20 protein-coding genes are annotated in these 24,853 nt (G+C 68.6%); 14 read left to right on the top strand and 6 right to left on the bottom strand.

What is annotated here, in order from left to right:
- The first annotated feature begins 77 nt into the window (after positions 1 to 77).
- Genes rluD through EVS83_RS07745 form a run of 4 tightly spaced genes read left to right on the top strand, consistent with a single transcriptional unit; the run spans position 78 to position 2,728 of the window.
- The gene (gene rluD / locus EVS83_RS07730) at positions 78 to 1,049 is read left to right on the top strand and encodes a 23S rRNA pseudouridine(1911/1915/1917) synthase RluD (protein ID WP_133500470.1); all 972 of its coding nucleotides are present in this window, start codon (positions 78 to 80) and stop codon (positions 1,047 to 1,049) included.
- Entirely contained in the window at positions 1,046 to 1,807 is a 762-nt protein-coding gene (gene pgeF, locus EVS83_RS07735; RefSeq protein ID WP_133500471.1) for a peptidoglycan editing factor PgeF, read from the top strand. The genes rluD and pgeF overlap by 4 nt, the downstream gene beginning before the upstream one ends.
- The gene (locus tag EVS83_RS07740) at positions 1,792 to 2,331 is read left to right on the top strand and encodes a DUF4166 domain-containing protein (RefSeq protein WP_166636834.1); all 540 of its coding nucleotides are present in this window, start codon (positions 1,792 to 1,794) and stop codon (positions 2,329 to 2,331) included. The genes pgeF and EVS83_RS07740 overlap by 16 nt, the downstream gene beginning before the upstream one ends.
- Positions 2,321 to 2,728, top strand: coding sequence for a thiol-disulfide oxidoreductase DCC family protein (locus EVS83_RS07745; protein ID WP_133500473.1), 408 nt, complete (start codon positions 2,321 to 2,323; stop codon positions 2,726 to 2,728). The genes EVS83_RS07740 and EVS83_RS07745 overlap by 11 nt, the downstream gene beginning before the upstream one ends.
- On the opposite strand, the gene EVS83_RS07750 is transcribed toward EVS83_RS07745, so the two are convergent.
- Positions 2,718 to 3,842 carry a saccharopine dehydrogenase family protein gene (locus EVS83_RS07750; protein ID WP_133500474.1) on the bottom strand — a complete coding sequence of 375 codons (1,125 nt, stop codon included), beginning with the start codon at positions 3,840 to 3,842 and terminating at the stop codon, positions 2,718 to 2,720. The genes EVS83_RS07745 and EVS83_RS07750 overlap by 11 nt on opposite strands.
- Before the next feature lie 102 nt (positions 3,843 to 3,944).
- Between EVS83_RS07750 and EVS83_RS07755 the strand changes: the two genes are divergently transcribed.
- Positions 3,945 to 5,717 (top strand): AI-2E family transporter, encoded by a 1,773-nt coding sequence (locus EVS83_RS07755; protein ID WP_208108715.1) that lies wholly within the window; start codon positions 3,945 to 3,947, stop codon positions 5,715 to 5,717.
- Between the two features lie 9 nt (positions 5,718 to 5,726).
- Here the strand turns inward: EVS83_RS07755 and otsA are convergent, their stop codons facing one another.
- From otsA to otsB, 3 genes are all read right to left on the bottom strand, one after another.
- Complete coding sequence (otsA, locus tag EVS83_RS07760) at positions 5,727 to 7,181, bottom strand: alpha,alpha-trehalose-phosphate synthase (UDP-forming) (RefSeq protein WP_133500475.1); 1,455 nt, start codon at positions 7,179 to 7,181, stop codon at positions 5,727 to 5,729.
- 102 nt (positions 7,182 to 7,283) lie between these two features.
- A complete protein-coding gene (locus EVS83_RS07765; protein WP_133500476.1) occupies positions 7,284 to 9,056 on the bottom strand; it encodes a glycoside hydrolase family 15 protein in 1,773 nt (590 codons plus the stop codon).
- Positions 9,053 to 9,820 (bottom strand): trehalose-phosphatase, encoded by a 768-nt coding sequence (otsB, locus tag EVS83_RS07770; RefSeq protein WP_133500477.1) that lies wholly within the window; start codon positions 9,818 to 9,820, stop codon positions 9,053 to 9,055. Before otsB ends, EVS83_RS07765 begins: the two co-directional genes overlap by 4 nt.
- A 154-nt stretch (positions 9,821 to 9,974) precedes the next feature.
- Between otsB and clpB the strand changes: the two genes are divergently transcribed.
- Entirely contained in the window at positions 9,975 to 12,560 is a 2,586-nt protein-coding gene (gene clpB / locus EVS83_RS07775; protein WP_133500478.1) for an ATP-dependent chaperone ClpB, read from the top strand.
- A gap of 52 nt (positions 12,561 to 12,612) precedes the next feature.
- Here the strand turns inward: clpB and EVS83_RS07780 are convergent, their stop codons facing one another.
- Positions 12,613 to 13,338, bottom strand: a complete 726-nt coding sequence (locus EVS83_RS07780; RefSeq protein ID WP_133500479.1) for an SIR2 family NAD-dependent protein deacylase — start codon at positions 13,336 to 13,338, stop codon at positions 12,613 to 12,615.
- Positions 13,339 to 13,343: 5 nt separating this feature from the next.
- Positions 13,344 to 15,008 (bottom strand): monovalent cation:proton antiporter-2 (CPA2) family protein, encoded by a 1,665-nt coding sequence (locus EVS83_RS07785; RefSeq protein ID WP_133500480.1) that lies wholly within the window; start codon positions 15,006 to 15,008, stop codon positions 13,344 to 13,346.
- A gap of 111 nt (positions 15,009 to 15,119) precedes the next feature.
- Here EVS83_RS07785 and EVS83_RS07790 point away from each other — a divergent pair, with 111 nt between their 5' ends.
- The 8 genes from EVS83_RS07790 to EVS83_RS07825 all read left to right on the top strand — a co-directional run bounded on the left by EVS83_RS07790 (position 15,120) and on the right by EVS83_RS07825 (position 24,846).
- Positions 15,120 to 16,967, top strand: coding sequence for an ABC-F family ATP-binding cassette domain-containing protein (locus tag EVS83_RS07790; RefSeq protein WP_133500481.1), 1,848 nt, complete (start codon positions 15,120 to 15,122; stop codon positions 16,965 to 16,967).
- Between the two features lie 67 nt (positions 16,968 to 17,034).
- Entirely contained in the window at positions 17,035 to 19,125 is a 2,091-nt protein-coding gene (locus EVS83_RS07795; RefSeq protein ID WP_133500482.1) for a hypothetical protein, read from the top strand.
- Between the two features lie 64 nt (positions 19,126 to 19,189).
- Positions 19,190 to 19,546, top strand: a complete 357-nt coding sequence (locus EVS83_RS07800) for an FmdB family zinc ribbon protein (RefSeq protein WP_133500483.1) — start codon at positions 19,190 to 19,192, stop codon at positions 19,544 to 19,546.
- A 110-nt stretch (positions 19,547 to 19,656) separates the two neighbouring features.
- On the top strand, positions 19,657 to 21,429 hold the full coding sequence (gene aspS, locus EVS83_RS07805) for an aspartate--tRNA ligase (RefSeq protein ID WP_133500484.1): 1,773 nt from the start codon (positions 19,657 to 19,659) through the stop codon (positions 21,427 to 21,429).
- Positions 21,429 to 22,823 (top strand): hypothetical protein, encoded by a 1,395-nt coding sequence (locus EVS83_RS07810; protein WP_133500485.1) that lies wholly within the window; start codon positions 21,429 to 21,431, stop codon positions 22,821 to 22,823. The genes aspS and EVS83_RS07810 overlap by 1 nt, the downstream gene beginning before the upstream one ends.
- The gene (locus EVS83_RS07815; protein WP_208108716.1) at positions 22,781 to 23,341 is read left to right on the top strand and encodes a GNAT family N-acetyltransferase; all 561 of its coding nucleotides are present in this window, start codon (positions 22,781 to 22,783) and stop codon (positions 23,339 to 23,341) included. The genes EVS83_RS07810 and EVS83_RS07815 overlap by 43 nt, the downstream gene beginning before the upstream one ends.
- Positions 23,342 to 23,419: 78 nt before the next feature.
- The gene (locus EVS83_RS07820) at positions 23,420 to 24,034 is read left to right on the top strand and encodes an esterase/lipase family protein (protein ID WP_133500487.1); all 615 of its coding nucleotides are present in this window, start codon (positions 23,420 to 23,422) and stop codon (positions 24,032 to 24,034) included.
- Between the two features lie 80 nt (positions 24,035 to 24,114).
- On the top strand, positions 24,115 to 24,846 hold the full coding sequence (locus tag EVS83_RS07825) for a YebC/PmpR family DNA-binding transcriptional regulator (RefSeq protein WP_133500488.1): 732 nt from the start codon (positions 24,115 to 24,117) through the stop codon (positions 24,844 to 24,846).
- Positions 24,847 to 24,853 lie beyond the last annotated feature (7 nt).

A 24,853-nucleotide genomic window follows, 5' to 3' on the forward strand; every position in this document is an offset into this window, starting at 1 on the left:
GGAGACAGGAAGGCCGGATAATAGCAGGCCCGTCTTAACCGACCCGCGCTGGCGGGCCGCAGGAAAATAGGCCTCCGATGCCCGACACCATCACCCTCGAAGCCCGTGTCCCCGACACCAGTGCCGGGCGCCGCTTCGACGCCGTGCTGGCCGAGCTCTTCCCCGAGCATTCGCGCTCGCGCCTCGCGGGCTGGATCAAGTCCGGCCAGGCCCGGCTCGACGGCCGCGAAGTGCGCCCGCGCGATCCGGTTCGCGGCGGCGAGCACGTGACGGTCGAGGCCGAGATCGGCATCCAGACCGACGCCCCCGCCGAGGACATCGCCCTCGACGTGCTCTACGAGGACGCCGAGGTCATCGTGCTGAACAAGCCCGCCGGCCTCGTCGTGCATCCGGGCGCGGGCAATCCGGCCGGCACGCTGGTCAACGCGCTGCTGCATCGCGACGCCTCGCTGTCGGCGCTTCCGCGCGCGGGCATCGTGCATCGCCTGGACAAGGACACCTCGGGCGTGATGGTCGTCGCGCGCACGCTGCAGGCGCACACCGCGCTGGTCGACCAGCTCTCGGCGCGACAGGTGCATCGCCAGTACCTCGCCGTCGTGGTCGGCGCGCTGGTGTCGGGCGGCACCGCGAACGCGCCGATCGACCGCCACCCGCGCGACCGCCTGCGCATGGCGGTGCGCGAGGACGGCAAGGATGCGGTGACGCACTTCCGCCTGCGCGAACGCTTCCGCGCACACACGCTGCTTGAATGCCGGCTCGAGACGGGTCGCACGCACCAGATCCGCGTGCACATGGCGCACCTCAAGCATCCGATCGTGGGCGATCCGCTCTACGGTGGCCCGCTCAAGCTGCCGCGCGGCGCATCGCCCGAAACGATCGAGGCGCTGCGCGGATTCCGTCGCCAGGCGCTGCATGCGGAGACGCTCGAGTTCGCGCATCCGGTCAGCGGCGAGCCGGTGCGCTGCACCGCGCCCGTACCGGACGATCTCCGCGCGTTGATCGACGCGCTGCGCGCCGACCAGCGCGAGCACGAGGACCGCCAGCGGTGACGCCCTTCCTGCACGCCGACTGGCCCGCGCCGTCGGGCGTGCATGGCCTGACGACGCTGCGCCACGGCGCCGGGCGTTCGCACGCGCCGTTCGACACCTTCAATCTCGGCAATCGAACGGCCGCCGATGGCGACGACGCGGCCACCGTCGACGCGAACCGCGACGAACTGGTCGAGCGCCTCGCATTGCCGTCGCGCCCGCGCTGGCTGCGGCAGGTGCACGGCATCGACGTGGTCCGATTCGCCGCGGACGAGGCGAGCACCGACGAACCGCAGGGCGATGCCGCGGTCACCTCGGATGCTGGCGTCGTCCTCGCGATCCTCACCGCCGACTGCCTGCCCGTGCTGTTCGCCGCGCGCAACGGCTCGGAAGTCGCCGGCGCGCACGCGGGCTGGCGCGGACTCGCCGACGGCGTGCTCGAAGCGACCGTCGCAGCGATGAGGACGCCGCCCGATCGCGTCAGCGCCTGGCTCGGCCCTGCAGCAGGGCCGGCGGACTACGAGATCGGCGTGGACGTGTACGACGCGTTCGTCTCACGTGACTGGGCGAGCGGCGCGGCCTTCGTCAGCACGCGGCCGCATCACTGGCGTGTCGATCTTTATGCGCTTGCGCGGCGCCGTCTCGTTGCCGCGGGGGTGTCGCCCGATGCCATCCACGGCGGAGGATTGAGCACGATCGCCGAACCCGCGCGCTTCTTCTCGCACCGGCGCGACCGCCGCACGGGGCGCATGGCGTCGCTGGTGTGGATCGACCGCTGATTCCCGCGACGCTCTTCGGGCGTGTGCTCGGCGACGCGTACGCCCGTCTGCCGACGACCGTGGCGACGCTGCATGCGCGCGATGGCGAACGCCGCTACGCCGGCGAAGTCGATGTCGTGCGCGGAACGACGCTGCTCTCGCGCCTGTGCGCCGCAGCGACGCGCCTGCCGCCGCAAGGCCGCGGACGTATCGACGTCGACATCGTGGCGAACAGGCACGGCGAAGCGTGGACGCGGCACGTCGCCGGTCATGCCATGCATTCGCGATTGCGCGCGAGCGGCGGACTGCTGCGCGAGCAGCTCGGCCTGGTGACGTTCGACTTCCGGCTCACCGTCGACGGAGTGGGACTGCACTGGATCGTCGACACCGTGCGCGTGTTCGGCCTCCGCCTGCCGCGCCGCTGGTTCGACGGCGTCGCGGCGCGCGAATACGAGGACGACCGGCGCTATCGCTTCGACGTGCGTGCGAGCCTGCCCCTCGCCGGCCTGCTCGTGCACTACCGCGGGTGGCTCGATGTCGACTGACGGCCCGATCATCGTGTTCGACGGCGTCTGCGTGCTCTGCAACGGCTGGGTGCGCTTCCTGCTGCGCCACGACCGCGAGGCGCGGTTCCGTTTCGCCGCGATGCAGACCGACGCGGGTCGCGCCTTGCTCGCGCGGCACGGCCTCGACCCGGACGATCCGTCGTCGTTCCTGCTCATCGACAATGGCACCGCGTGGACCGACACCGACGCGATCGCGCGCGTGCTCGCGACGCTCGGTTCGCCGTGGACGATCGCCGCCACGCTGCTGCGCGTCATGCCGCGCGGTATGCGTGACCGCGCGTACCGCTTCGTCGCGCGACATCGTTATCGGTTGTTCGGTCGGCACGCGGCATGCGCGCTGCCGCCCGAAAACGCCGCGGCGCGATTTATCGGCTGACGAGCGCCTGCGTTGAGGTCTCGATCGGCAGGTGCGACAGCGCCTGCAAGTAGTCGTCGAGGGTGAAGAGATCGATGCACGGCCCGGCACCGGGTGATGGCGGCGTCTGACGCCAGCGCCGCGCGAGCACCACGGTGGCGGTCGCGGGAATGTGCGGCCCGCTGCCCTCGCGCGCGACGATCGACCAGCGCAGGTGCAGGTGCTGTCCGTCGGGATCGACGCCGCCCAGATCGACCGTCATCACGCCGATGTCGCTGCCCGCATCGGTCCAGTGCTCACTCAATCGCAGCAGCGGCTCCGCATAGCGCGGCAGATTGCGCACGAGACCCGCGCGAACGCACCACGAGGCGAGCCACAGCCCGAAGTGCATGCGGCGCAGTTCGAGTCCGGCGCGGAAGTCGCAGTGTCGGAGCCCGGGATAGCGCGCAGGCAGCACGTCGAGATCCGGCACGTCGCAGCGTGCAAACCAGCGTGCGCCCACGCCCTCGATACGCATGCGACGCAGCGACTGCCAGCCGTGCACCGGACGACGGTCGCCATCGATCAACGCAGGAAACGGACGACCGACGTAGCCGAGGATCGCGCGCGTCGTCGCCAGGCCGCGCTCGGTGCGATTGCCCGGACCGATGCACGTGTCGATCGACTCCAGCGTCGCGAACCGCGATCGATGCGCGTCGACGACTGCGGCCGACAGGCCCGGGACGCTGCTCGCACCGCTGACGACGCGGACGCCGCGCGCCTTGGCCTGCGCGTCGAGCCGCCCGATGCCCGCCACGAATTCGCGGCCGTCGGCGAGGTCGATGTAATGCGCGCCCGCGGCGATCGCGGCTTCGGCAACGCGGTAGTCGCGCTGCTGGAACGGGCCGGCCGTGTGGATGACGGTGTCCGGCATCAGCGCGGCGATGCGGGCGTCGAGATCGTCGCCTTCGACGTCGATCTGCACCGGCGACACCGGCGCGCGCGCCTGCGGTCGTAGCTGCGTGGCGAGCGATTCCGCCTTGCCGACGTCCCGCCCGGCGAGCATCAGGTCGACGTCGTCCCGCGCCAGTGCCTCGGCGATGCGCCGTCCGAACTGGCCGTAGGCGCCGATGAGGAGGATGCGACCGCGCGACATGGGCGCAGCTTAGCGGCCCGGCGGCGACCAAGCGGCTGCATGCGCTGTTGACGCCGGCCGGTGCATAACGGCCGGGCCGGATCGTCCGGTCAGGGGACCGCGTTGGCCGCCGACACCTCCACCATCCATCGCAGCCTGCCGGTGCTCGTCGGCGCTGCGCTTGTGCTCGGCTTCCTGTACTGGGCCAAGGTCATCGTGATTCCGGTCGCGCTCGCGATCCTTTTCACGTTCCTGCTCACGCCGCCCGCGCACTACCTGGAGCGCCGCGGGGTGTCGCGCGTGGTGTCGAGCGCGCTCATGACGATCCTCGCGCTCGCCCTCGCGATCGGTGCGGGCGTAGCGGTCACGCGCCAGATCGGCAGCCTGCTCGACGCGTATCCGCGCTACGAACCGAACGTCACCGCGAAGATCGAGCAGTTGCGCGCGCGCGGGCGCACCGGGCTGCTCGACAAGATGCAGGTCGTGGCCGAGCGCATTTCGGTGCAGCTCGATCGTCGCGGCCCGGCCCCGATGACGCAGGCCGAACGCGAAGTCGCACGCGCGCAACCCGTGCGCATCGTGCAGCAGGAGCCGGTGCGGCTGTCGCAACTGTGGGCCATCGCCGGCCCGCTGCTGGAGCCGCTTGCGGGCCTCGGCCTGGTGCTCGTGCTGGTGATGTTCATGCTGATCCATCGCGAGGACCTGCGCGATCGCGTGATCTCGCTGGTCGGTGTCGACCAGCTCGCCGGCACGACGCGCGCGCTGGAAGACGCGGGCCAACGCGTCGGCCGGTATCTGCTGATGCAGCTGATGGTCAACAGCGGCTACGGGCTGTCGGTGGCGATCGGGCTGTGGGCGATCGGCGTGCCGTATGCACTGTTGTGGGGCTTCTTCGCCGCCGTGCTGCGCTACATCCCGTACCTCGGTTCGTGGCTGGCGGCGTTCATGCCCGTGGCGCTGAGCCTGCTGATCACCCGCGAGTGGACGACCGCGCTGTTGGTGGTCGGGCTGTTCGGCACGCTCGAACTCATCACGAACATGCTGGTCGAGCCGTGGGTCTATGGGCGCGGCATGGGCGTGTCGCAGGCCGCGCTGCTGATCGCCGTCGCGTTCTGGACGTGGCTGTGGGGGCCGATCGGGCTCGTGCTCGCGTCGCCGCTCACCGTCTGCCTTGTGGTGCTCGGCCGCTACGTGCCGTTCCTGAAGTTCCTCGACACGCTGCTCGGCGACACGCCGCCGCTCGCGCCCGCGCATCGCTTCTACCAGCGACTGCTCGCGCAGGACGACACCGAAGCCGCCGACCTGCTCGATGACTACGCCGCGCTCGACGGCCTCGACCGCGCGTACGACGAAATCGTCGTGCCCACGCTCGCGCACGCACGCGAAGACCTGCGCCAGGGCCGCCTGCAGGCGCCGGACCACGCCCGCGTGATCGACGAAGCGCACGCACTCGTAGACGCGCACCGTCGCCTGATCCGCCCGGACGACATGGTCGGCGGCGACCGCATGCGCGTGCTCGCGATTCCGGTGCGCGATGCGGTCGATGAAGTCGCGGTGTCGATGCTCGGCAAGCTCGTCGACATGGGGCGTATCGAATGGAATGCCGCGTCGTCGGCGGTGCTCGCGTCGGATGTCGTCGGCCACATCCGCGATGCGAACGTCGACGCCATCGTGCTGGTCTCCGTGCCACCGGGCGGGCTCGCGCATGTGCGCTATCTCGTCAAGCGCCTCGGCAGCGAACTCGGGGGCGTGCCGCTTCTCATCGTGCGGCCGGGCCTGGCGGGCGATGCACAGGTTCGCCAGCGTCGCGAGCTGGCGGAGCTGGGCGTGGCGCGCCTCGCGGCCACACTAGGGGCCGCGGTCTCCGAACTGCGGAAGATGACCGCGCTGCACTGATCCGCGCGATCAGTGGTGGCGCATGTCGCGCGGAAGATCGGTCTTCCGTCGCCGGTACGCGGGGCGTTCCGTGCTATCGGCGGCCGGCTCGACGTCGCCCGTCTCGCGCAGCGCCTGCAGGTAGCTGCGCCGCCAGTACGTGATGTCGTGCGTCTGCAGGTAGCGGAACATGCCCTCCCAACGTTCGCGGCGTTCGTCGCGTGACATCGTCATCGCCCGCGCGATGGCATCGCCGGTGCCATCGAGGTCGTACGGATTCACGACCAGCGCGCCGTCGAGCTCGCGCGCTGCGCCGGCGAACGGCGAGAGCAGCAGAACGCCGGGATCCTCCGGATCCTGTGCCGCTACGTATTCCTTCGCGACCAGGTTCATGCCGTCGCGCAACGGTGTCACCAGCCCGACGCGCGCGAGGCGATAGAAGCCGGTCAGCGTCGCGTGCGGGTAGTTGCGATTGACGTAACGCACCGGCGTCCAGTCCGGCTCCGCGAAGCGCCCGTTGATGTTGCCGGACAGCTGTTCGAGCTCGCTGCGAAGATGCCGGTATTCCGCGACGCCACCTCGCGACACCGGCGCGATCTGAAGGAACGTGAGCTTGCCGCGTTGTTGCGGATAGCGCTTGAGATAGTTCGCGAACCCGCGGAATCGCTCGGGCAGGCCTTTCGAATAGTCGAGACGATCGACGCCGATCGCGAGTTCGCGCCGCGACAGGCTCGCCGTCAGGCGCTTCACGCCCGGCTTCGCCACCGCGTCACGCGCGAGTTCGGCGATGCGCGGCGTGTCGATGCTGATCGGGAACGCGCCGGCGCGAAAGCGTCGGCCGTTGGGTGCTTCGAGCAGTCCGCGCTCGATGACGCGGCCGCCGCCGAAAAGGCGCACGTAATCCTGGAAGCGCTCGAGGTCGCGCTCGGTCTGGAAGCCGACGAGATCGCACGACGAAAACCCGTCGAACAGGCGCTGGTGGCTCGGCAGCGCCGCGAGCAGGTCGGAGGACGGCATCGGCACGTGCAGGAAGAAGCCGATGCGGCATTTGACGCCGCGGTCGCGCAGCAGACGGGCGAGCGGGATCAAGTGGTAGTCGTGGATCCAGACGAGGTCGTCCTCGCGCAGCATGGGTGCGAGCTTGCCCGCGAACAGCGCGTTGACGACCTGGTAGCCCGCATAGGTATCGCGGTCGTAGTCGACCAGGTCCATGCGGAAGTGCAGCAGCGGCCACAGCGTGCGGTTCGCGAAGCCGTTGTAGTAGTCCTCGTGGTCCTGCGCCGATAGGTCCATCGTGACGAACGTGATATTGCCGTCCTGCTGCTCGTGCATGCGGCCCGAGGCGTGCGGATCGATCTTGCCGCTCCACCCGAACCACAGGCCGCCGTCCTCGCGCAGCGCGTCGAGCAGCGCGATCGCGAGGCCGCCGGCGCGCGACTCCTCGGGCAATGCGACGCGATTGCTGACGACGACGAGACGGCCCATGCGATACCCGCGTTGACGCTCCTGCCGGCGAATGCCGATGCAGCAGAGGATGCCGACCCGCGGCTCGTCGATGCGTGATGGCTGCGCGATGCCAGCGGAACGCTAGGTTGCGTCCTCCCACGGGCGGCTCAGGCGCATCGCCGCGTTGATCAGGCCGACATGCGAATACGTCTGCGGGAAGTTGCCCCACAGCTCGCCGCCTTCGAGCGAGAGGTCCTCCGACAGCAGGCCGAGCGGGTTGCGGCGCGCGAGCACGCGTTCGAACAGTTCGCGCGCCTCGTCCGCGCGTCCGACGGACGCCAGTGCGTCGATGTACCAGAACGTGCAGATCGTGAAGCTGGTTTCCGGCACGCCGAAATCGTCCGGTGCGATGTAGCGCAGCATGCCGTCGCCTTGGCGCAGTTCGCGCCCGACGGCATCCACCGTGGCCGCGAAGCGTGGATCGTCGGCCCGCACGAAGCCGAGGTCGGCGAGCAGGAGCAGCACGGCGTCCATGCGGCCGCTGTGCGTGCCTTCGACGAAATGCCCGCGATGCGGGTCGAACGCCAGCTCGCTGATGCGCGCGTGCATGCGGTCGGCACGCTCTCGCCAGAAGCGCGCGCGGTCGTCGATATGCAACGCGTTCGCGATGCGCGCGAGACGGTCGCATGCCGCCCAGCACATCACCGCGGAATAGGTGTGCACTTCGACGCGGCCGCGGAATTCCCACAGGCCGGCGTCGGGCTGGTCGAACAGGGAGAACGCGCGTTCGCCGAGGCGTTCGAGGCGCGCGAAGTGTGCGCTTCCGGTCGGCAGGTTGAGGCGGCGGTCGAGGAACATCTGCGTCGACGCCAGCACCACGCTGCCGTAGACGTCGTGCTGCGGCTGCACCCAGGCGAGGTTGCCGCGACGCACCGGCCCCATGCCGCGGTAGCCGGCCAGCGCCTCGACCTCGCTCTCGTGCAGCTCGCGCTCCAGGCCGATGCCGTAGAGCGGCTGCAGATGGCCGTCCTCAGGGATCAGGTTGGACACGTAGCGCAGGTATTCCTCCATCGTGCGCGTCGCGCCGAGGCGGTTGAGCGCGCGCACGACGAACGCGGCGTCGCGCAGCCAGCAGTAGCGGTAGTCCCAGTTGCGCTGCGTATGCGCGGCTTCCGGGATCGACGTCGTCATCGCTGCGATGATCGCGCCGGTTTCGTCGTACTGGCAGAGCTTGAGCGTGATCGCACTGCGGATCACGGCGTCCTGCCATTCCAGCGGAATCGACAGCGCACGCACCCACTCGCGCCAGTAGTCGACGGTGCGCTCGTAAGCTTCGTGCGTGAAGTCGTCGATGGCGCGGGTGAAGGTCTCGTCCGGGCCGAGGATGAAGTTGAGCTCGCGATCGAGCAGGAACGGAATTTCCTCGCGCACCATTCGAACCGGCGCATCGGTATTGAGGCGCAGCGTGAAATCCGACAGCACGAAACGCACGTGGTTGCTGCCCCAGGTGCGCTCGGGCACACGCGCACCGTAGTCGGCGAGCGGGCGCAGCCGCACGCGGATGCGCGGCTCGCCCGACAGCGGCCGGACGGTGCGGATCAGCATCACCGGGCGATAGAAGCGGTCGTACTGCTTCCATCGCGGCGCAAAATCCAGGATCTCGACCGCGCCGCCGCGTCCGTCGCGCAGCACGGTGCGCAGCACGGCGGTGTTGTCGACGTAGTGCTGCTCGCTCGACACGCCGCCGTCGAGCTCGATCGCGAAATCGCCACCGTCGATACGTGGCGACAAGAGCGCGCAGAACGTCGGGTCGCCGTCGAACGCGGGCACGCAGCCCCAAACCACGCGGCCCTGCGGGTCGATGAGTGCGCCGATGCTGCCGTTGCCGACCAGGCCAAGGGACAGCGTGCTCATGCGGTCGCTCCGAGGCGGTCGGCGCCTTCCGTGATCCAGCGACGCAACGCATCCGTGCCGGGCAGGGTGTGCGTCGCGCGCGTCGGCTGACGGTCGCCCACGCGTACCGACAGGCCGCCGAGCGCGTTCGCCGCCGCGAAGCCGTCCTCGTCGGTCAGGTCATCGCCGGCAAACACCGGGGTCCGGTCGACGAATGGGTCGACGCCCATCAGTCGACGCATCGCATCGCCCTTGTCCGCGTGCGACGGCCGCAGTTCCACGACGCAGTTGCCGTGCTGCAGCCGATAGCCCGGCAGGTTCGCGAGCGCCGAAGCGGCGATCGCCTCCAGCGGCGAACGCGCGGCGGGCGAGCCGCGCCAATGCAGTGCGAGTGCGACGCCCTTGTCCTCGACGATCGCGCCGGGATGCGCGAGCGCGATCTGCTCGGCGGCGTCACGCACGTGCTGCAGCTCGGGCGGTGCGTCGAGCGCAGGCGCATGGTCGATGGCCTCGCGCAGTTCAAGGCCGTGCAGGCCGGCCGCGGGGACGCGCAGGCCCGGAAACAAGGTGTCGAGCTGCGCAATGCGGCGTCCGCTCACCAGCGCCAGCGCGCCATCGAGCGCACGCGACAGACGCATCAAGGCGTCGCCGAGGCCGTCGGGCACGTGGACGTCACCGGGATGGTCGGCGAAGTCGAGCAGGCAGCCGTCGACATCGAGGAACAGCGCCCAGTGCGATTGCACGGGCGGCGGGGCGGGCAGGGCCAGCGGGGCGGTCGCACTCATCCGACGGAGTCTGGTGGTCCGCGCGTAAGGGATCGGTGGACGCGGCTTGACGTGCTGCTGAACGGTCGGGCGCGACGCTTGAATCACCCGGCATAGACCGCATCTATCGGCCATCACGGTCGATGACCGCCCCGGTCGTCCAGAGGATCTTCCAATGCGGATGGACAAGCTCACGTCCCGCTTCCAGCAGGCGCTCGGCGACGCGCAGTCGCTCGCGGTATCGCGCGACCACAGTGTGATCGAGCCCGTGCACCTCATGGCCGCGCTGCTCGATCAGCAGGGCGGCAGCACGCGTCCGTTACTCGCGCAGGCCGGCGTGAACGTCGCCGCGTTGCGCGAACGCATCGGCGAGGCGCTCGACAGGCTGCCGAAGGTGACGGGGCAGGCCGGCAACGTGTCGATCAGCAACGATCTCTCGCGTCTGCTCAACGTCACCGAAAAGCTCGCGACGCAGCGCGGCGATTCTTTCATCGCGAGCGAATTGTTCGTGCTGGCCGCGCTGGACGATGGCGGCGATCTCGGCCGTGCATTGAAGGCGACCGGTGCGACGAAGGACAAGCTCGAAGCGGCCATCGACAAGCTGCGCGGAGGCGAGAAGGTGCAGGACGAGAACGCGGAAGACGCGCGCCAGGCGCTCGAGAAGTACACGATCGACCTCACCGCGCGCGCCGAGAGCGGCAAGCTCGACCCCGTGGTCGGCCGCGACGAGGAGATCCGCCGCACGATCCAGGTGCTGCAGCGTCGCACCAAGAACAATCCGGTGCTGATCGGCGAGCCCGGCGTGGGCAAGACGGCGATCGTGGAAGGTCTCGCGCAGCGCATCGTCAACGGCGAGGTACCCGAGGGCCTGCGCGGCAGGCGCGTGCTGTCGCTGGACATGGGCGCGCTGATCGCCGGCGCGAAGTACCGCGGCGAGTTCGAGGAACGGTTGAAGGCCGTGCTCAACGATCTGGCGAAGAACGAAGGCCAGATCATCCTCTTCATCGACGAGCTGCACACGATGGTCGGCGCGGGCAAGGCCGAGGGCGCGATGGACGCGGGCAACATGCTCAAGCCGGCGCTCGCGCGCGGCGAGCTGCACTGCATCGGCGCGACCACGCTCGACGAGTACCGCAAGTACATCGAGAAGGACGCCGCGTTGGAGCGCCGCTTCCAGAAGGTGTTCGTAGGCGAGCCCAGCGTCGAGGACACCATCGCGATCCTGCGCGGCCTGAAGGAGCGTTACGCGGTGCACCACGGCGTGGAGATCACCGACCCGGCGATCGTCGCCGCGGCCACGCTGTCCAACCGCTACATCGCCGATCGCCAGCTGCCCGACAAGGCGATCGACCTGATGGACGAGGCCGCGTCGCGCATCCGCATGGAGATCGATTCCAAGCCGGAGGAGCTCGACCGCAAGGAGCGTCGACTCATCCAGCTCAAGATCCAGCGCGAGGCGCTGAAGAAGGAGAAGGACGAGGCGTCGAAGCAGCGCTTGGCGGATCTCGAAAGCGAGATCGCCACGCTGGAGCGCGAGTTCAACGACCTCGAGGAGATCTGGAAGGCCGAGAAGGCCACCCTGCAGGGTGCGACCAAGATCAAGGAGCAGATCGAAGCGGCAAAGCTCGAGCTCGAGGCCGCGCAGCGCAGGCAGGACTACGCGCGCATGTCGGAGATCCAGTACGGCCTGCTGCCCGAACTCGAGAAGCAGCTTGCCGCCGCGCAGGAAGCCGAAACCAAGGGCTTCAGGCTGCTGCAGGACAAGGTGACCGCGGAGGAAATCGCCGAGGTCGTCGCGCGCTGGACCGGCATTCCGGTCAGCAAGATGCTCGAAGGCGAGCGCGAGAAGCTCCTGAAGATGGACGAGCAGCTGCACACGCGCGTGGTCGGCCAGGAGGAGGCGATCAAGGTCGTGTCGGATGCGGTGCGTCGTTCGCGCGCCGGCCTTTCCGATCCGAACCGCCCGAGCGGCTCGTTCCTGTTCCTCGGCCCCACGGGTGTCGGCAAGACCGAGCTGTGCAAGGCGCTCGCCGAATTCCTGTTCGACTCGCAGGACGCGATGGTGCGCATCGACATGAGCGAGTTCATGGAGAAGCACGCGGTGAGCCGTCTCGTCGGTGCGCCTCCGGGCTACGTGGGCTACGAGGAAGGCGGCTACCTCACCGAGGCGGTGCGTCGTCGCCCGTACAGCGTGATCCTGCTCGACGAGGTCGAGAAGGCGCATCCCGACGTCTTCAACATCCTCCTGCAGGTGCTCGACGACGGCCGCCTCACCGACGGCCAGGGCCGCACGGTCGATTTCCGAAATACCGTCATCGTGATGACGTCGAACCTCGGCTCGCACCAGATCCAGGAACTATCGGGCGACGATTCGCCGGAGGCCTACCTGCAGATGAAGGCGGCGGTGATGGGCGTGGTGCAGGCGCACTTTCGTCCGGAATTCATCAACCGCCTCGACGACATCGTCGTCTTCCATCCGCTGGACAAGAAGCAGATCCGCGAAATCGCGAAGATCCAGCTGCGTGGCCTGGAGAAGCGTCTGGCCGAGCGCGGCCTCAAGCTGGAACTCACCGACGAGGCGTTGAACCTGCTCGGCAACATCGGCTTCGACCCGGTCTACGGCGCGCGGCCGCTCAAGCGTGCGATCCAGCAGCAGCTGGAGAACCCGCTGGCGCAGCGCATCCTGTCAGGCGAGTTCGCGAGCGGCGACACCGTGCGCGTGCGCACCGAGGGCGGGCATCTGGAGTTCGATCGCGTCTGATCGACGCGACAGTTCGACACAACGCCACCGGTCGCACCGGTGGCGTTGTCGTTTACGCGCTGCGAAGTTCTTCGGCGAGGCGGGTGAGGCCTGCACTCGCGGTCATCGCCCAGTGTTCGTCGACGTCGTGCGTGAGCGCGCTCGTTTGCGGGTTAATCTCGAGCACGTGCAGCCCGCGCCAGCGCGCAAGGCCCGGTAACGAAGCGGCCGGGTGCACCAGCCCCGACGTGCCGACGACGACCACTCCGTCGGCGCGTTCGAGCGCACTGATGCCCGCACTCCACGCGTCGTCGGGCAGTGCTTCGCCGAACCACACGACCCCGGGACGGAACAGGCCGCTGCAGCGCGCGCATCGCGGCGGCGCTTCATGGCGACCCTCGTCGCCACCTTCGTAGGGCGCGACGATCGGATCGGGTTCCGCTGTCGCGCCGCAGTCGATGCAGCGCGACTGCAGCAGATGCCCGTGCAGGTGATGCACCCGCGTGCTGCCGGCGCGTTCGTGCAGGTCGTCGACGTTCTGCGTCACGACGTCGACCTCGATGCCATCGCGTTCCATCGCCGCGATCGCGGCATGGCCGGCGTTCGGCTGCACGCGCTGCACCTGCGCCGCGCGCCAGCGGTACCAGCCCCAGACGAGGTCGGGGTCGCGACGGAATGCCTCGGGCGTCGCCAGGCGCTCGGGATCGAAGCGGGCCCAGAGGCCGGTCAACGCGTCGCGGAACGTCGGCACGCCGCTCTCCGCGGACATGCCGGCGCCGGTGAGCACGACGAGCCGCATCGCGGCTAGGCCGTCGCCGGCGGCAGCGAGCGCTCGCCGCGGAAGGCGGGCAGCGCACCGACCATTTCCGCCAGGCTGTGCGCCAGCTCGCGCTCGGCCATCACAGCGCCATCGGCGCCGCGCTCGAGCAGGTATTTCACACCGGCATCGGAATGCGCGCGAGCGATCACGCTGATCGTCGGATTCAGTTCGCGCAGTCGCTCGATGATCTCGCCGGACTCGAACGCATTCGGAATCGCGACCAGCGCCATCTGCGCGCGCTCCGGTCGCGCTTCGGTAAGCACCACGGGATTCGCCGCATGTCCGCGCACGGCGGGAATGCCCGCGGCGCGCGCGCGCTCGACGAGCGGCAGGTCGTCGTCTATCACGACGAGCGGGATGTCGTGTGCCTGCAACAGCGGGCCGAGTTCGCTGCCCACGCGCCCGTAGCCGATCAGGATCACGTGCGGGCGCTCGCCATCCGGCAGCGGCGGCGACATCACCTCGATGGCTTCGGGCTTGCTTCGCTCGCGTCGCGCTTCGATGCGGTCGTGCAGCGCGAACAGCAGCGGATTGATGACGATCGACAGGATCGCGGCGGCGAGGATCAGGCTCTGCCCGTCCTTCGACAGCATGCCAAGCGACGCGCCGAGGCTGCCGAGGATGAAGGAGAACTCGCCGATCTGCGACAGGCTCACCGCGAGCAGCCGCGCCGTACTCCCGGGCTTTCCGAGCAGCCGCGCCACACCCCATGCGGCGATCCCGTTGCCGAGCACGACGACCAGGAACGTCGCCAGCACGTTCATCGGTTCTTCGATCAGGATCATCGGGTCGAACAGCATGCCGACCGAGACGAAGAACAGGACTGCGAACGCATCGCGCAGCGGCAATGTTTCGCTCGCGGCCTGCTGGCTGAATTCGGATTCGCTGAGGATGACACCGGCGAAGAACGCGCCGAGCGCGAACGACACGCCGAACAGGTGTGCCGAACCGAACGCGACGCCGAGCGCGATCGTCAGCACGCACAGCGTGAACAGCTCGCGCGACCCGGTGCCGGCAACGCGTTCGAGGATCCACGGAATGACGCGTCGGCCGACCAGGAGCATGAAGACGACGAAGCCGCCGACCTTCGCGATCGTCATGACGATCGCGACGCCGATGTTTCCACCCTCGCGTCCGCCGAGCGCGGGCAGCAGCACGAGCGCGAGCACCATCGCGAGGTCTTCGACGATCAGCCAACCCACCGCGATGCGCCCGCGCGAGCTGTCGAGCAGGCGCCGCTCCTCGAGCCCGCGCAGCACCACGACCGTACTCGCGACCGACAGTGCGAGGCCGAACACGATGCCGGTGACGTTCGGCCAGCCGATCAATCGCGCGAGTCCCCAGCCCAGTGCGGTGACGAACCCGATCTGCACGAGGGCGCCCGGCACCGCGATGCCCTTGACGTCGAGCAGATCGCGCAACGAGAAGTGCAGGCCGACACCGAACATCAGCAGGATGACGCCGATCTCCGCCAGCTGCGGCGCGAGCGACGCATCGCCGATGAAGCCCGGCGTGAACGGCCCCATCAGTACGCCGGCAATGAGATAGCCGACGAGGGGCGACAGGCGCAGGCGGTGGGCGAGCCCGCCGAAGAGGAAGGCGAGCGCGAAGCCCACGACGAGCAGGGCGATGAGCGAGGTGTGGTGCATGGGGTCGTCGGCAGTGATGAAAGGCCCGGCGGCCGTTCAGCACCTTAACCGCACGGCGTCTCCGTGATGTGGGCGCCAGAGCGCGCAGCGGCCCGCCGGTACAATGGCCGGATGATTGGATTTCGTGATTTCGCCCTGCGTCGCGGCGAGCGGCTGCTTTTGTCCGGCGTCGACCTGTCGCTGCATGCCGGCTGGCGCGTCGGCGTGGTCGGCCGCAATGGCACGGGCAAGTCGTCGCTGTTCGCGGCGCTGCAGGGCGAGGTCGAGCCGGACAAGGGCGACATCGACATCCCCGGCAAGGCGCGCATCGCGAGCGTCGCGCAGGAAACGCCGGCGCTCGACGACACGGCGCTCGACTTCGTGCTTTCCGGCGATGCCAAGGTGCATGCGGCGATCGCGGCGGAACGCGAGGCGGCGGCGCGCGAAGACTGGGAGGCCGTTGCCGAGGCGCACCATGTCCTCGAAGAGGTGGGCGGTTATGACGCCGAAGCACGCGCGGCGAAGCTCCTGCACGGCCTCGGGTTCTCGTCGGACAAGCACGACCGCGCGGTGAAGTCGTTCTCCGGCGGCTGGCGCGTGCGCCTGAACCTCGCGCGTGCGCTGATGACACCGTCGGACCTGCTGCTGCTCGACGAGCCGACCAACCACCTCGATCTCGACGCCGTGCTCTGGCTCGAGCAGTGGCTGCTGAAATATCCGGGCACGCTGTTCGTGATCTCGCACGATCGCGAAGTCCTCGACGGCCTCTGCAGCCACATGCTGCACCTGCATTCGGGCACCGCGAAGCTCTACACCGGCAACTACACCGACTTCGAACGCCAGCGCGCCGAACAGCTGCGCCAGCAGCAAATCGCGCACGAGAAGGAACAGGCCGAGCGCGCGCACCTGCAGAAGTTCATCGACCGCTTCAAGGCCAAGGCGTCGAAGGCCAAGCAGGCGCAGAGCCGCATGAAGCGCCTCGCCAAGCTCGCCGGCACCGAGGCCGTGCGCGCCGAGCGCTCGCTGCACATCGATTTCCCGGTGCCCGACAAGCTGCCGCATTCGCTGCTCGGCCTCACGCATGCCGACTGCGGCTACGGCGACATCCGTGTGCTGCGCGACATCACCTTCCGCCTCGAAGCGGGCGATCGCATCGCACTGCTCGGCCCGAACGGCGCGGGCAAGTCGACGCTGGTGAAGTCGCTGGTCGACGAGATCCCACTGCTCGCAGGCGAGCGGGGCGGCCATCCCGACCTGCGCATCGGCTACTTCGCGCAGCACACGGTGGAATCGCTGCGCAAGGGCGAGACGCCGATCGAACACCTGCAGAAGCTCGCGCCGGGCGTGGCGACGCAGCAGCTGCGCGACTTCCTCGGCAAGTGGCAGTTCCCGGGCGATCGCGCATTCGAATCGGTCGACGGCTTCTCCGGCGGCGAGCGTGCGCGACTCGCACTCGCGATGATCGCGTGGCGCAAGCCGAACGTGCTGCTGCTCGACGAGCCGACCAACCACCTCGACCTCGACATGCGCGAAGCGCTTGCCGAAGCGCTCGCCGATTTCGATGGCGCGATCGTGCTCGTCTCCCACGACCGCCACCTCATCGGCCTGGTCTGCGAAACGTTCTGGCGCGTCGCCGGTGGCGTTGCCCAGCCTTTCGACGGCGACCTCGACGAGTACGCGGTGTGGCTGCGCACGCGCGAGAACGAGCCGTCGAAGAACGCACAGCCGGCGGCGGCGCCGGTCGCAACGCCGACTCCTGCTGCGCCTGCGAAGTCCGGCAAGAAGGTGAACCCGATCAAGCTGCAACAGGCCGAAGCGCGCGTCGCCGAACTCGAAGCCAAGCTGCAAACCATCGACGCGCAACTTGCGGATCCGTCGAAGTTCGCCGAAGCCGGCAAGCTCGCCGCCGACCGCGCGGCCGCCGCGGCGGCACTGGCCGAAGCCGAAGCCGCGTTCCTCGCGCTTTACGACGCGGCCTGATCGATAGGTGACCGTACGGCGGTCTACCCCTAGACTCGCGGGCTCACGCCGAGGGGGAGGCTGGAGAATGCACGTTCGCAAGGGATTGATGGTCGCCGCGCTCGTCGCCGCGACGACTGCCGCGGCCATGTCGATGAGCGCGGATCGATCGATGTGGCGCATGGTGATTAGCATGCTTGCGCGCACGAAGGCGGCGCCGGCGGTATCTGCACCTCGTCTCGCGACGGCCGCAGCATCCAGCGAGCTTCCGGCGCGCAACGGTGCAGCACCGAAGGTAGTGCCGATCTCGCTGACGCTGAGCGGCGATGTGCTGGGGCTTCCGGCAGGTCGTGCGCTCGACGGTGTCGACGTGGTCGTCGGTACGCAGCACGTATCCGCGGTCGTGAGTGGAGCTGGCTTCACTGCGACGACGCCGCTCATGAGGCCGGGCGATATGGTCGTGGTCACGGCCACGGCCGGCGACATCAAATATCGCAGCGTGCTGGGGTCGATGGCGCGCCTGAAGGCGCTTGCGGCAGGCGACGGGGTCGCTTCGTCGGCCGATGCGCCGGCATTGCATGTCGGTCCCTTCAGTACTGCATTCGCAGTGCTCGAGCGAAACAGCCTGGGTGGGCGCGATGCGTCGAGCGATACGGAGTTTGAGGACACGCTCGGCACGTTCCTTGGTTACGACCTCGGCGTGGTCGCGTACATGCTCGATCAGTACGCGAGCGGGGCCCGGGTGCTTCCGCCCGGGTACGCAACCGGGTTCGATGTCGTCAGCGATCCGTCGCGGCTGGGTGTCGAGATCGATCCGGTGACCTCGAACGGCCACTACACGTGGCCGGCGGCGCTGACGATGTACATGGCGGCCCGACCCGCACTAGCGCCGATTGCACGCGTCGACGAGATGCCTGCGCGACTGCTCGCCCGTTCGGGTAAACCGAAGGACGAGCTGCCGATGAACACCTACGCGGCGCTGCTCGATCGCCGTGACGATGGCCGCTTCACTTATCTCGACACCACGCCCGTCGCGGACAGCCGATACGACGGGGTTATCACCGCCGGTACATTCCGCCTCACGGCCGTCACGCCGTCCGCGCAGCGCCGGTTCGAAACAACGTCCTTCAGCCCCAGTACGCCGGTCGCGATCGATCGCACGTTGAACGCCATTGAATGGCGTCGCCTCTACGACGGTAGTCGTGTGGATTACTGGCTCATCGTTTATCGCTGGCAGGACAGCTATCCGGATGTCCCGGCGCAGGCGCCCGTGCAGATCACGACGACTGATCTCATCGGCAGCACCGACTTTTCGGCACTCGTTCGTACGCAGGCGTGGTCGACCATCGCCAGCCAACGCCAGACCTTGCCTGTCCACTGTATGGGCGCTGCTCCGGTGTACACGCTGGATGTTTGCGACACAGCGCTCCACCGGTTCGACGCCGGTGGCGCCGGTGTGACCGAAGACGTCGGCTACAAGGTGGACTCGCGCATGCAACCGCAGACGGGCGGCTACGGCGTGTCGTTCGCCTGGTCGACGACGTCCGACGGGGGCCTGCAGGTGCGCTACACGGATGGTGCGACCACCCTGTGGTCCGTCGATGGCGTGCCCGGCGTCGACGCTGTCGTGTACGCGGCCACCCGCACCTCCGGCGGCGTTTCCCGAACTGCGTTGGGAACCGCAATTTCGGTCCGTGCCGAGACGGTGCCGTTCGACGTTGCGCGCGCGGCCGGCACGTGGCGATCCGGAATGACGCTTGCCTATCCGTCGACGTATCCGTCCGACAACGCCTCCATCGTGTGGACGCGAAACAGTGATGGGACCGGTGAAGAGGCGAATACGATCCTGTCGTCCACCTCGCACATCCCGCAATGGTGGTCCGTCATCGGCGAGCGCCTTTACGAGCGTCGAACCCGCGCGAAGATGGCCGATGGCAGCACTCGCTGGGTGAGCGACTGCGCGAGCGCGCAGGCGGCCGGGGCGACGCAGTGCGCGCCGTGGCGGGTCCGCTACTTGCGACCGCTTCGACGCGTAGGCAGCCGCCTATACGGGATCGAAGAGATCCATCTCCAGAGTGAACTCAAGCCCATCGGCTATTCAGGGACCTACAGCGTGACGTCGACGACGCGGGCAAGCTTCCACCAGTGCGACGCCGGGAGCTGCGCGACGGCCCCGTGACCGGGCGGTTGAATTCGAGCGCGCCACCCCCATGTGGCGTGCAGCATCTCCTCTGGTACCGCGCATGCCCATCTACGCCTTCGAATGCGCCGCCTGCGGCCACGACTTCGACCGCCTGCAGAAGCTCAGCGACGCCGACCCGACGGACTGCCCGCAGTGCAGCGCGCCGCAGGTCCGCCGTCGCCTGACCGCCCCGCAGTTCCGCCTCGCCGGCGGCGGCTGGTACGAAACCGACTTCAAGAAGGACGGCGACAAGAAGCGCAACCTTGCAGGCGACGGCGGGTCGTCCGGCAGCACGCCCTCCGGCGGTGCGTCGTCGTCCGGCGGCGACGCCAAGCCGGCGGCGCCTGCGGCGGGATCGTCAGGCAGCTCCGGCTCGACCTCGGGCAGCAGCTCGGGCGGCACCTCCGCGGCATCCTGAATACGTCGGCATCGAGCGGTCGACACCCGTCGGGCCGGGTCCGCGGCCCGCGCGGACGCTAAACTAGCCGGCTCATCCGCGCCCGCTTCCGGGGCGCCGCCGGAGTGTCCATGCGTACCCAGTTCTGCGGCCTCGTCGACGAGCGCCTGATCGGCCAGACCGTCACCCTCTGCGGGTGGGTCAACAGCGCCCGCGTCCAGAGCCACCAGACCTTCATCGACCTGCGCGACCACGAAGGCGTGGTGCAGGTGCTCGTCGAGAGCGACCAGCCCGAGCTGTTCAAGGCCGCGGCCGAACTCGGCAACGAGGACGCCGTGCGCGTCACCGGCACGGTGCGCGCGCGCTACGCCGCGAACGACAAGATCCGCACCGGTCGCGTCGAGATCATTCCGACGTCGATCGACGTGCTGAACAAGGCCGACCCGCTGCCGTTCCACGCGCACGAGAACGCCGGCGAGGACATCCGCCTCAAGTACCGCTACCTCGACATGCGCCGCCCTGAGATGCAGCAGATGATGCGCACGCGCATCAAGCTGGTCGCGGCGCTGCGCCGCTACCTCGACGAGCGCGGCTTCCAGGACATCGAAACGCCGATCCTCACCAAGGCCACGCCCGAAGGCGCGCGCGACTTCCTGGTGCCGGCGCGCATGCACCCGGGCGAGTTCTACGCGCTGCCGCAGTCGCCGCAGCTGTTCAAGCAGATCCTGATGATGGCGGGCTTCGACCGCTACTACCAGATCGCGCGCTGCTTCCGCGACGAAGCGCTGCGCGCCGATCGCCAGCTCGAATTCACGCAGCTCGACATGGAGTTCGCGTGGGTGTCGGAGCGCGACGTGCAGGACACGGTCGAGGACATGATCCGCAGCGTGTTCCGCGACGTCATCAACGTCGAACTCGATGCCGAATTCCCGCGCATGACCTATGCCGAGGCGATGCGTCGCTACGGTTCGGACAAGCCGGACCTGCGCATCGCGATCGAGTTCACCGACATCGCGGAGCTGGTCAAGAACTGCGAGTTCAAGGTGTTCACCGACTGGGCGAACCACGCCGACGGCCGCGTGATCGCGCTGCGTGCACCGGGCGGCGCGCAGCTGTCGCGCAAGCAGATCGACGAGCTCGGCGCGCATGCCGCGAAGTACGGCGCAAAGGGCGTCGCGTGGATGAAGATCGAGGACGCCTCGAAGGGCCGCGAGGGCATCAATTCGCCGATCGCAAAGTTCCTCGACGACGCCACGCTCGACGCCATCCTGCGCGCCACGCAGGCGAACACCGGCGACGCGATTTTCTTCGGTGCGGCGACGTACAAGTCCGCATCCGACTTCATGGGCGCGCTGCGCCTGAAGCTCGGCAAGGACCTCGGACTGGTGCAGGACGGCTGGAAGCCGCTGTGGGTTACGGACTTCCCGATGTTCGAGTGGGACGAGGAAGAGCAGCGCTACGTAGCGCTGCACCACCCGTTCACCGCGCCGAGCGTCGACGACGAGGCCGACCTGCGCGCGAACGCCGCGACGGCGGTGTCGCGCGGCTACGACATGGTGCTCAACGGCAACGAGATCGGCGGCGGTTCGATCCGCATCCATCGCTCGTCGATGCAGTCGGCCGTGTTCGACCTGCTCGGCATCGGCCGCGAGGAAGCCGAGCTCAAGTTCGGCTTCCTGCTGGAAGCGCTGCGCTACGGCGCGCCGCCGCACGGCGGCATTGCATTCGGCATCGACCGCATCGCCGCGCTGATGGCGGGCACCGAGTCGATCCGCGACGTCATTCCGTTCCCGAAGACGACATCGGCCCAGTGCCTCATGACCGGCGCGCCGTCGCCGATCCCGGATGCGCAGCTGGCGGAAGTGCACATCGCAGTGCGTCCGCGCGAGGCGAAGGCGGAGTGATGTCCCCGGCGTCCGGAGGTCGCTATACGGCCGGTCCGGACGTCCGACCGCAGCCTACGGACAAGTGGTGGCGCGGTGCGGCGGCTCTCGCGGTAGTTGCGTTTCTCGTGTCGTTCGCGGTTCGCGCGTACTTCGTAACGCAGGTCACGGTGCGTTCGCCGACCGGAGGCGATGCCGGCCAGTACGTCGCCTACGCACTGAACCTGTATCGACATGCTACGTTCGCGATGACGGCAGAAGGGTTGCCGCTGGTGCCCGATGCATGGCGATCACCGGGCTACCCGGCATTTCTCGCTGCACTGTTTGCAGCGTTCGGGCTGGACCAGGCCTACATGCCGATCCTCGTCGCGCAAGCGTTGCTTGGCGCGCTGACAGTGGCCTTCGCTGCCCTACTTGCACAGCGCGTCGCGGGGCGTCCTGCAGCGATCGCAGTCGCCGTCCCCGGGGCGTTCTGGCCGCATCTCGTTGCAAGCAGCGCTTACCTGTTGTCAGAGGTGCTGTACGGCGCCCTTGTCGTCGTGCCCCTGTGGTGGCTGTCGACGCTCGACGCCGTGCGCGCCTCGCGTAGGTCAGCAGGTGCGGGCCTGCTTGCGGGTTTGGCATGGCTCACTAATCCGGTGAGTGCCGTCATCTGGGTTTTAGCGGCGATCGTGCTTGCCATTCGTGGCAGGCGGCGTTGTGCGCTCGTATTTCTCCTCACGTTCCTGATGGCGCCGATTGGTTGGTCGGTGCGCGACGCCGTATCCGTTCACTCGGACGGGCCGGGTTCGTCCGATCGCGCGTGGATGAACTTCGTGCAGGGATCGCATCCCGAGTATCACGTCGTGCATTGGTCTCGTCTCGCAAATGCGATGACGCCGGCGGGCGTGGAGGCCTGGAACGAGATCGACGCCGAGATTGCGGTGGGTACGCAGTCGCGCCGAGCGGGCCTAGCGCGCGTCACCTCGCGGCTGATGCAGACACCAGGTGAATCGCTGCGCTGGTACCTCTTGGAAAAGCCGGCGACGCTCTGGGGCTGGGATATTCGAGTTGGCCAAGGCGGCTTCTACGTGTTCCCGACGTACAACTCGCCCTACGAACGCAATGCGTTCTTCAGGGTGGTAGCGTCCATCTGTTTCGGGCTGAACGCCTTGATCGGACTTGCAGCGCTGGCGGGCGTCGTACTGGTCGTGGTTCGCGCCGCCCGGCGTCAGACCCGAGAGAACGTGACGCTGGGTGAAGCATTGGTCGCGGCAACGCTCATTGCCGCAACAGCCGTGCATATGGTTCTGCAAGCCGAGCCTCGCTACGCGGTGCCGTATCGGATGGTTGAATTCATCGCGGCGGCGATCGCGACGCGTGCCGTCGTCCAATGGTTCATCGCGCACCGCCGAAATCGGGAGGGCATGCTTTGACTCCGACTATCCGCCGCGCCACGGTGGACGACGCCGCGACGCTGTCCGCGCTCGCGACCGCCACGTTCGTCGAGACTTTCGGGCATCTGTATCCGCCCGAGGATCTGCAGGCGTTTCTCGATGACGCGTACGCCGTCGAGAAGCAGGCGGTGATCCTGTCGCATCCCGATTACGCGGTGTGGTTCCTCGAGGCGGATGGTCGCGCGGTCGGTCACTGCGCCGCGGGTCCGTGCGGCCTGCCGCATCCGGACGTCGCGCAAGGTGATCGCGAGTTGAAGCGTCTCTACGTGCTGCGCGAATTCCAGAACGGCGGCGCGGGGCGGCGTCTGATGGACACCGCGATGGCGTGGTTGGAGCGCGATGGCCCGCGCACGCTGTGGCTCGGCGTGTGGAGCGAGAACCTCGGGGCGCAGCGCTTCTATGCGCGGTACGGCTTCGAGAAAGTCGGCACCTACGAGTTCCCGGTTGGCCGCGTGCGCGACCTGGAGTTCATCCTGCGACGCCCAGCGCGCGACTGATCCCACCGGTCCGTCCGGCGCGTCCATGCGCCGATCGTCACCCTTGCACCACGCGAGGCGCGGCCCGATGTCGCGGTGATGACGACTTCCCGCGTTCTGCTGATCCACGGCCTCTGGATGCGACCCCCGTCGATGGGCCTGCTCGCGCGACGACTCGCGCGCGATGGCTTCGAGGTCGACTACGTCGGTTACGCGAGTTCGAAGGATCGGGTGACGCGGGCCTTGCGCTCGCTCGCTGACGCCGTCGGCGAAACGCCCTGCCACGTCGTCGGCCACAGCCTCGGTGGCCTCGTCACGCTGGCTGCGCTCGAGGCCGAGCCCGGGCTGCCGGTCGAGCGCGTCGTCTGCCTCGGGTCGCCGCTGTGCGGCAGCGCGGCGGCGAACAGAACGGCGCGACTGCCGGTGGTCGGGCGCTGGCTGGGCCATAGCCGGCATCTGCTGCGCGACGGCTGCCGGCCGTGGCGTGGGCGCCAGCAGGTCGGCTCCATCGCCGGCTCCCTGGGCTTCGGGCTCGGGCGGGTCGTCGGGCGCCTGCAGGGGCCGAACGACGGCACGGTCGCCGTGTCCGAAACCCGGCTCGAGGGGCTGACCGACCACGTCGCCGTCCACGCCACCCACAGCGGCCTCGTCCTGTCGCCGACCGCCGCCCGGCAGGTCACCGCGTTCCTGCGCGAAGGCCGTTTCATCCACTGAACAGGCGCCCGGCGCGGCCGGTGGCGAGCGGCCGATCCGGTAAAATCCGCGCCCCGTTTCCTGTTGTCCGGATGTGCCCGATGGGTCGTGGTCCCTCGATCGAAGCCCGCAAGAACGCCGTCGACGCCATTCGCGGCAAGATCTTCACCAAGGTGATCCGCGAGATCGGCGTGGCTGCGCGCATGGGTGGCGGCGATCCGTCCGGCAATCCGCGCCTGCGCGCCGCGATCGACCGCGGCCTCGACGTCAACATGTCGAAGGACGTCATCGAGCGTGCGATCAAGAAAGCGACGGGCGAACTCGAAGGCGTCACCTACGAAGAGATCCGCTACGAGGGCTATGCGCCCGGCGGCGTCGCGGTGATCGTCGACTGCCTCACCGACAACAAGGTGCGCACCGTCGCCGACGTCCGCCACGCGTTCTCGAAGTTCGGCGGCAACCTCGGCACCGACGGCTCGGTCGCCTTCATGTTCCACAAGCGCGGCGTGATCTGGTTCGGCGAGGGCGCGGACGAAGACCGCATCACCGAAGCGGCGATCGAGGCCGGCGCCGACGACATCGTCGTGTATCCGGAAGACGGCTCGATCGACGTGCTCACCGCGCCCGAATCGTTCGCCGACGTGAAGGCCGCGCTCGAAGCGGCGGGCCTCACGCCCGGCGAGGCGCAGGTCACGATGCGCGCGGAAAACAACGTCAAGGTCGAAGGCGACACGGCCAAGCAGGTCGCCAAGCTGCTCGCCTGGCTCGAGGAGCTCGACGACGTGCAGCACGTCTATTCGAACGCCGAGCTGGGCGAGGACGCGTACGCCTGACCGGCGC

This window comes from Cognatilysobacter terrigena (assembly GCF_004361065.1).
GTDB lineage: Bacteria > Pseudomonadota > Gammaproteobacteria > Xanthomonadales > Xanthomonadaceae > Cognatilysobacter > Cognatilysobacter terrigena.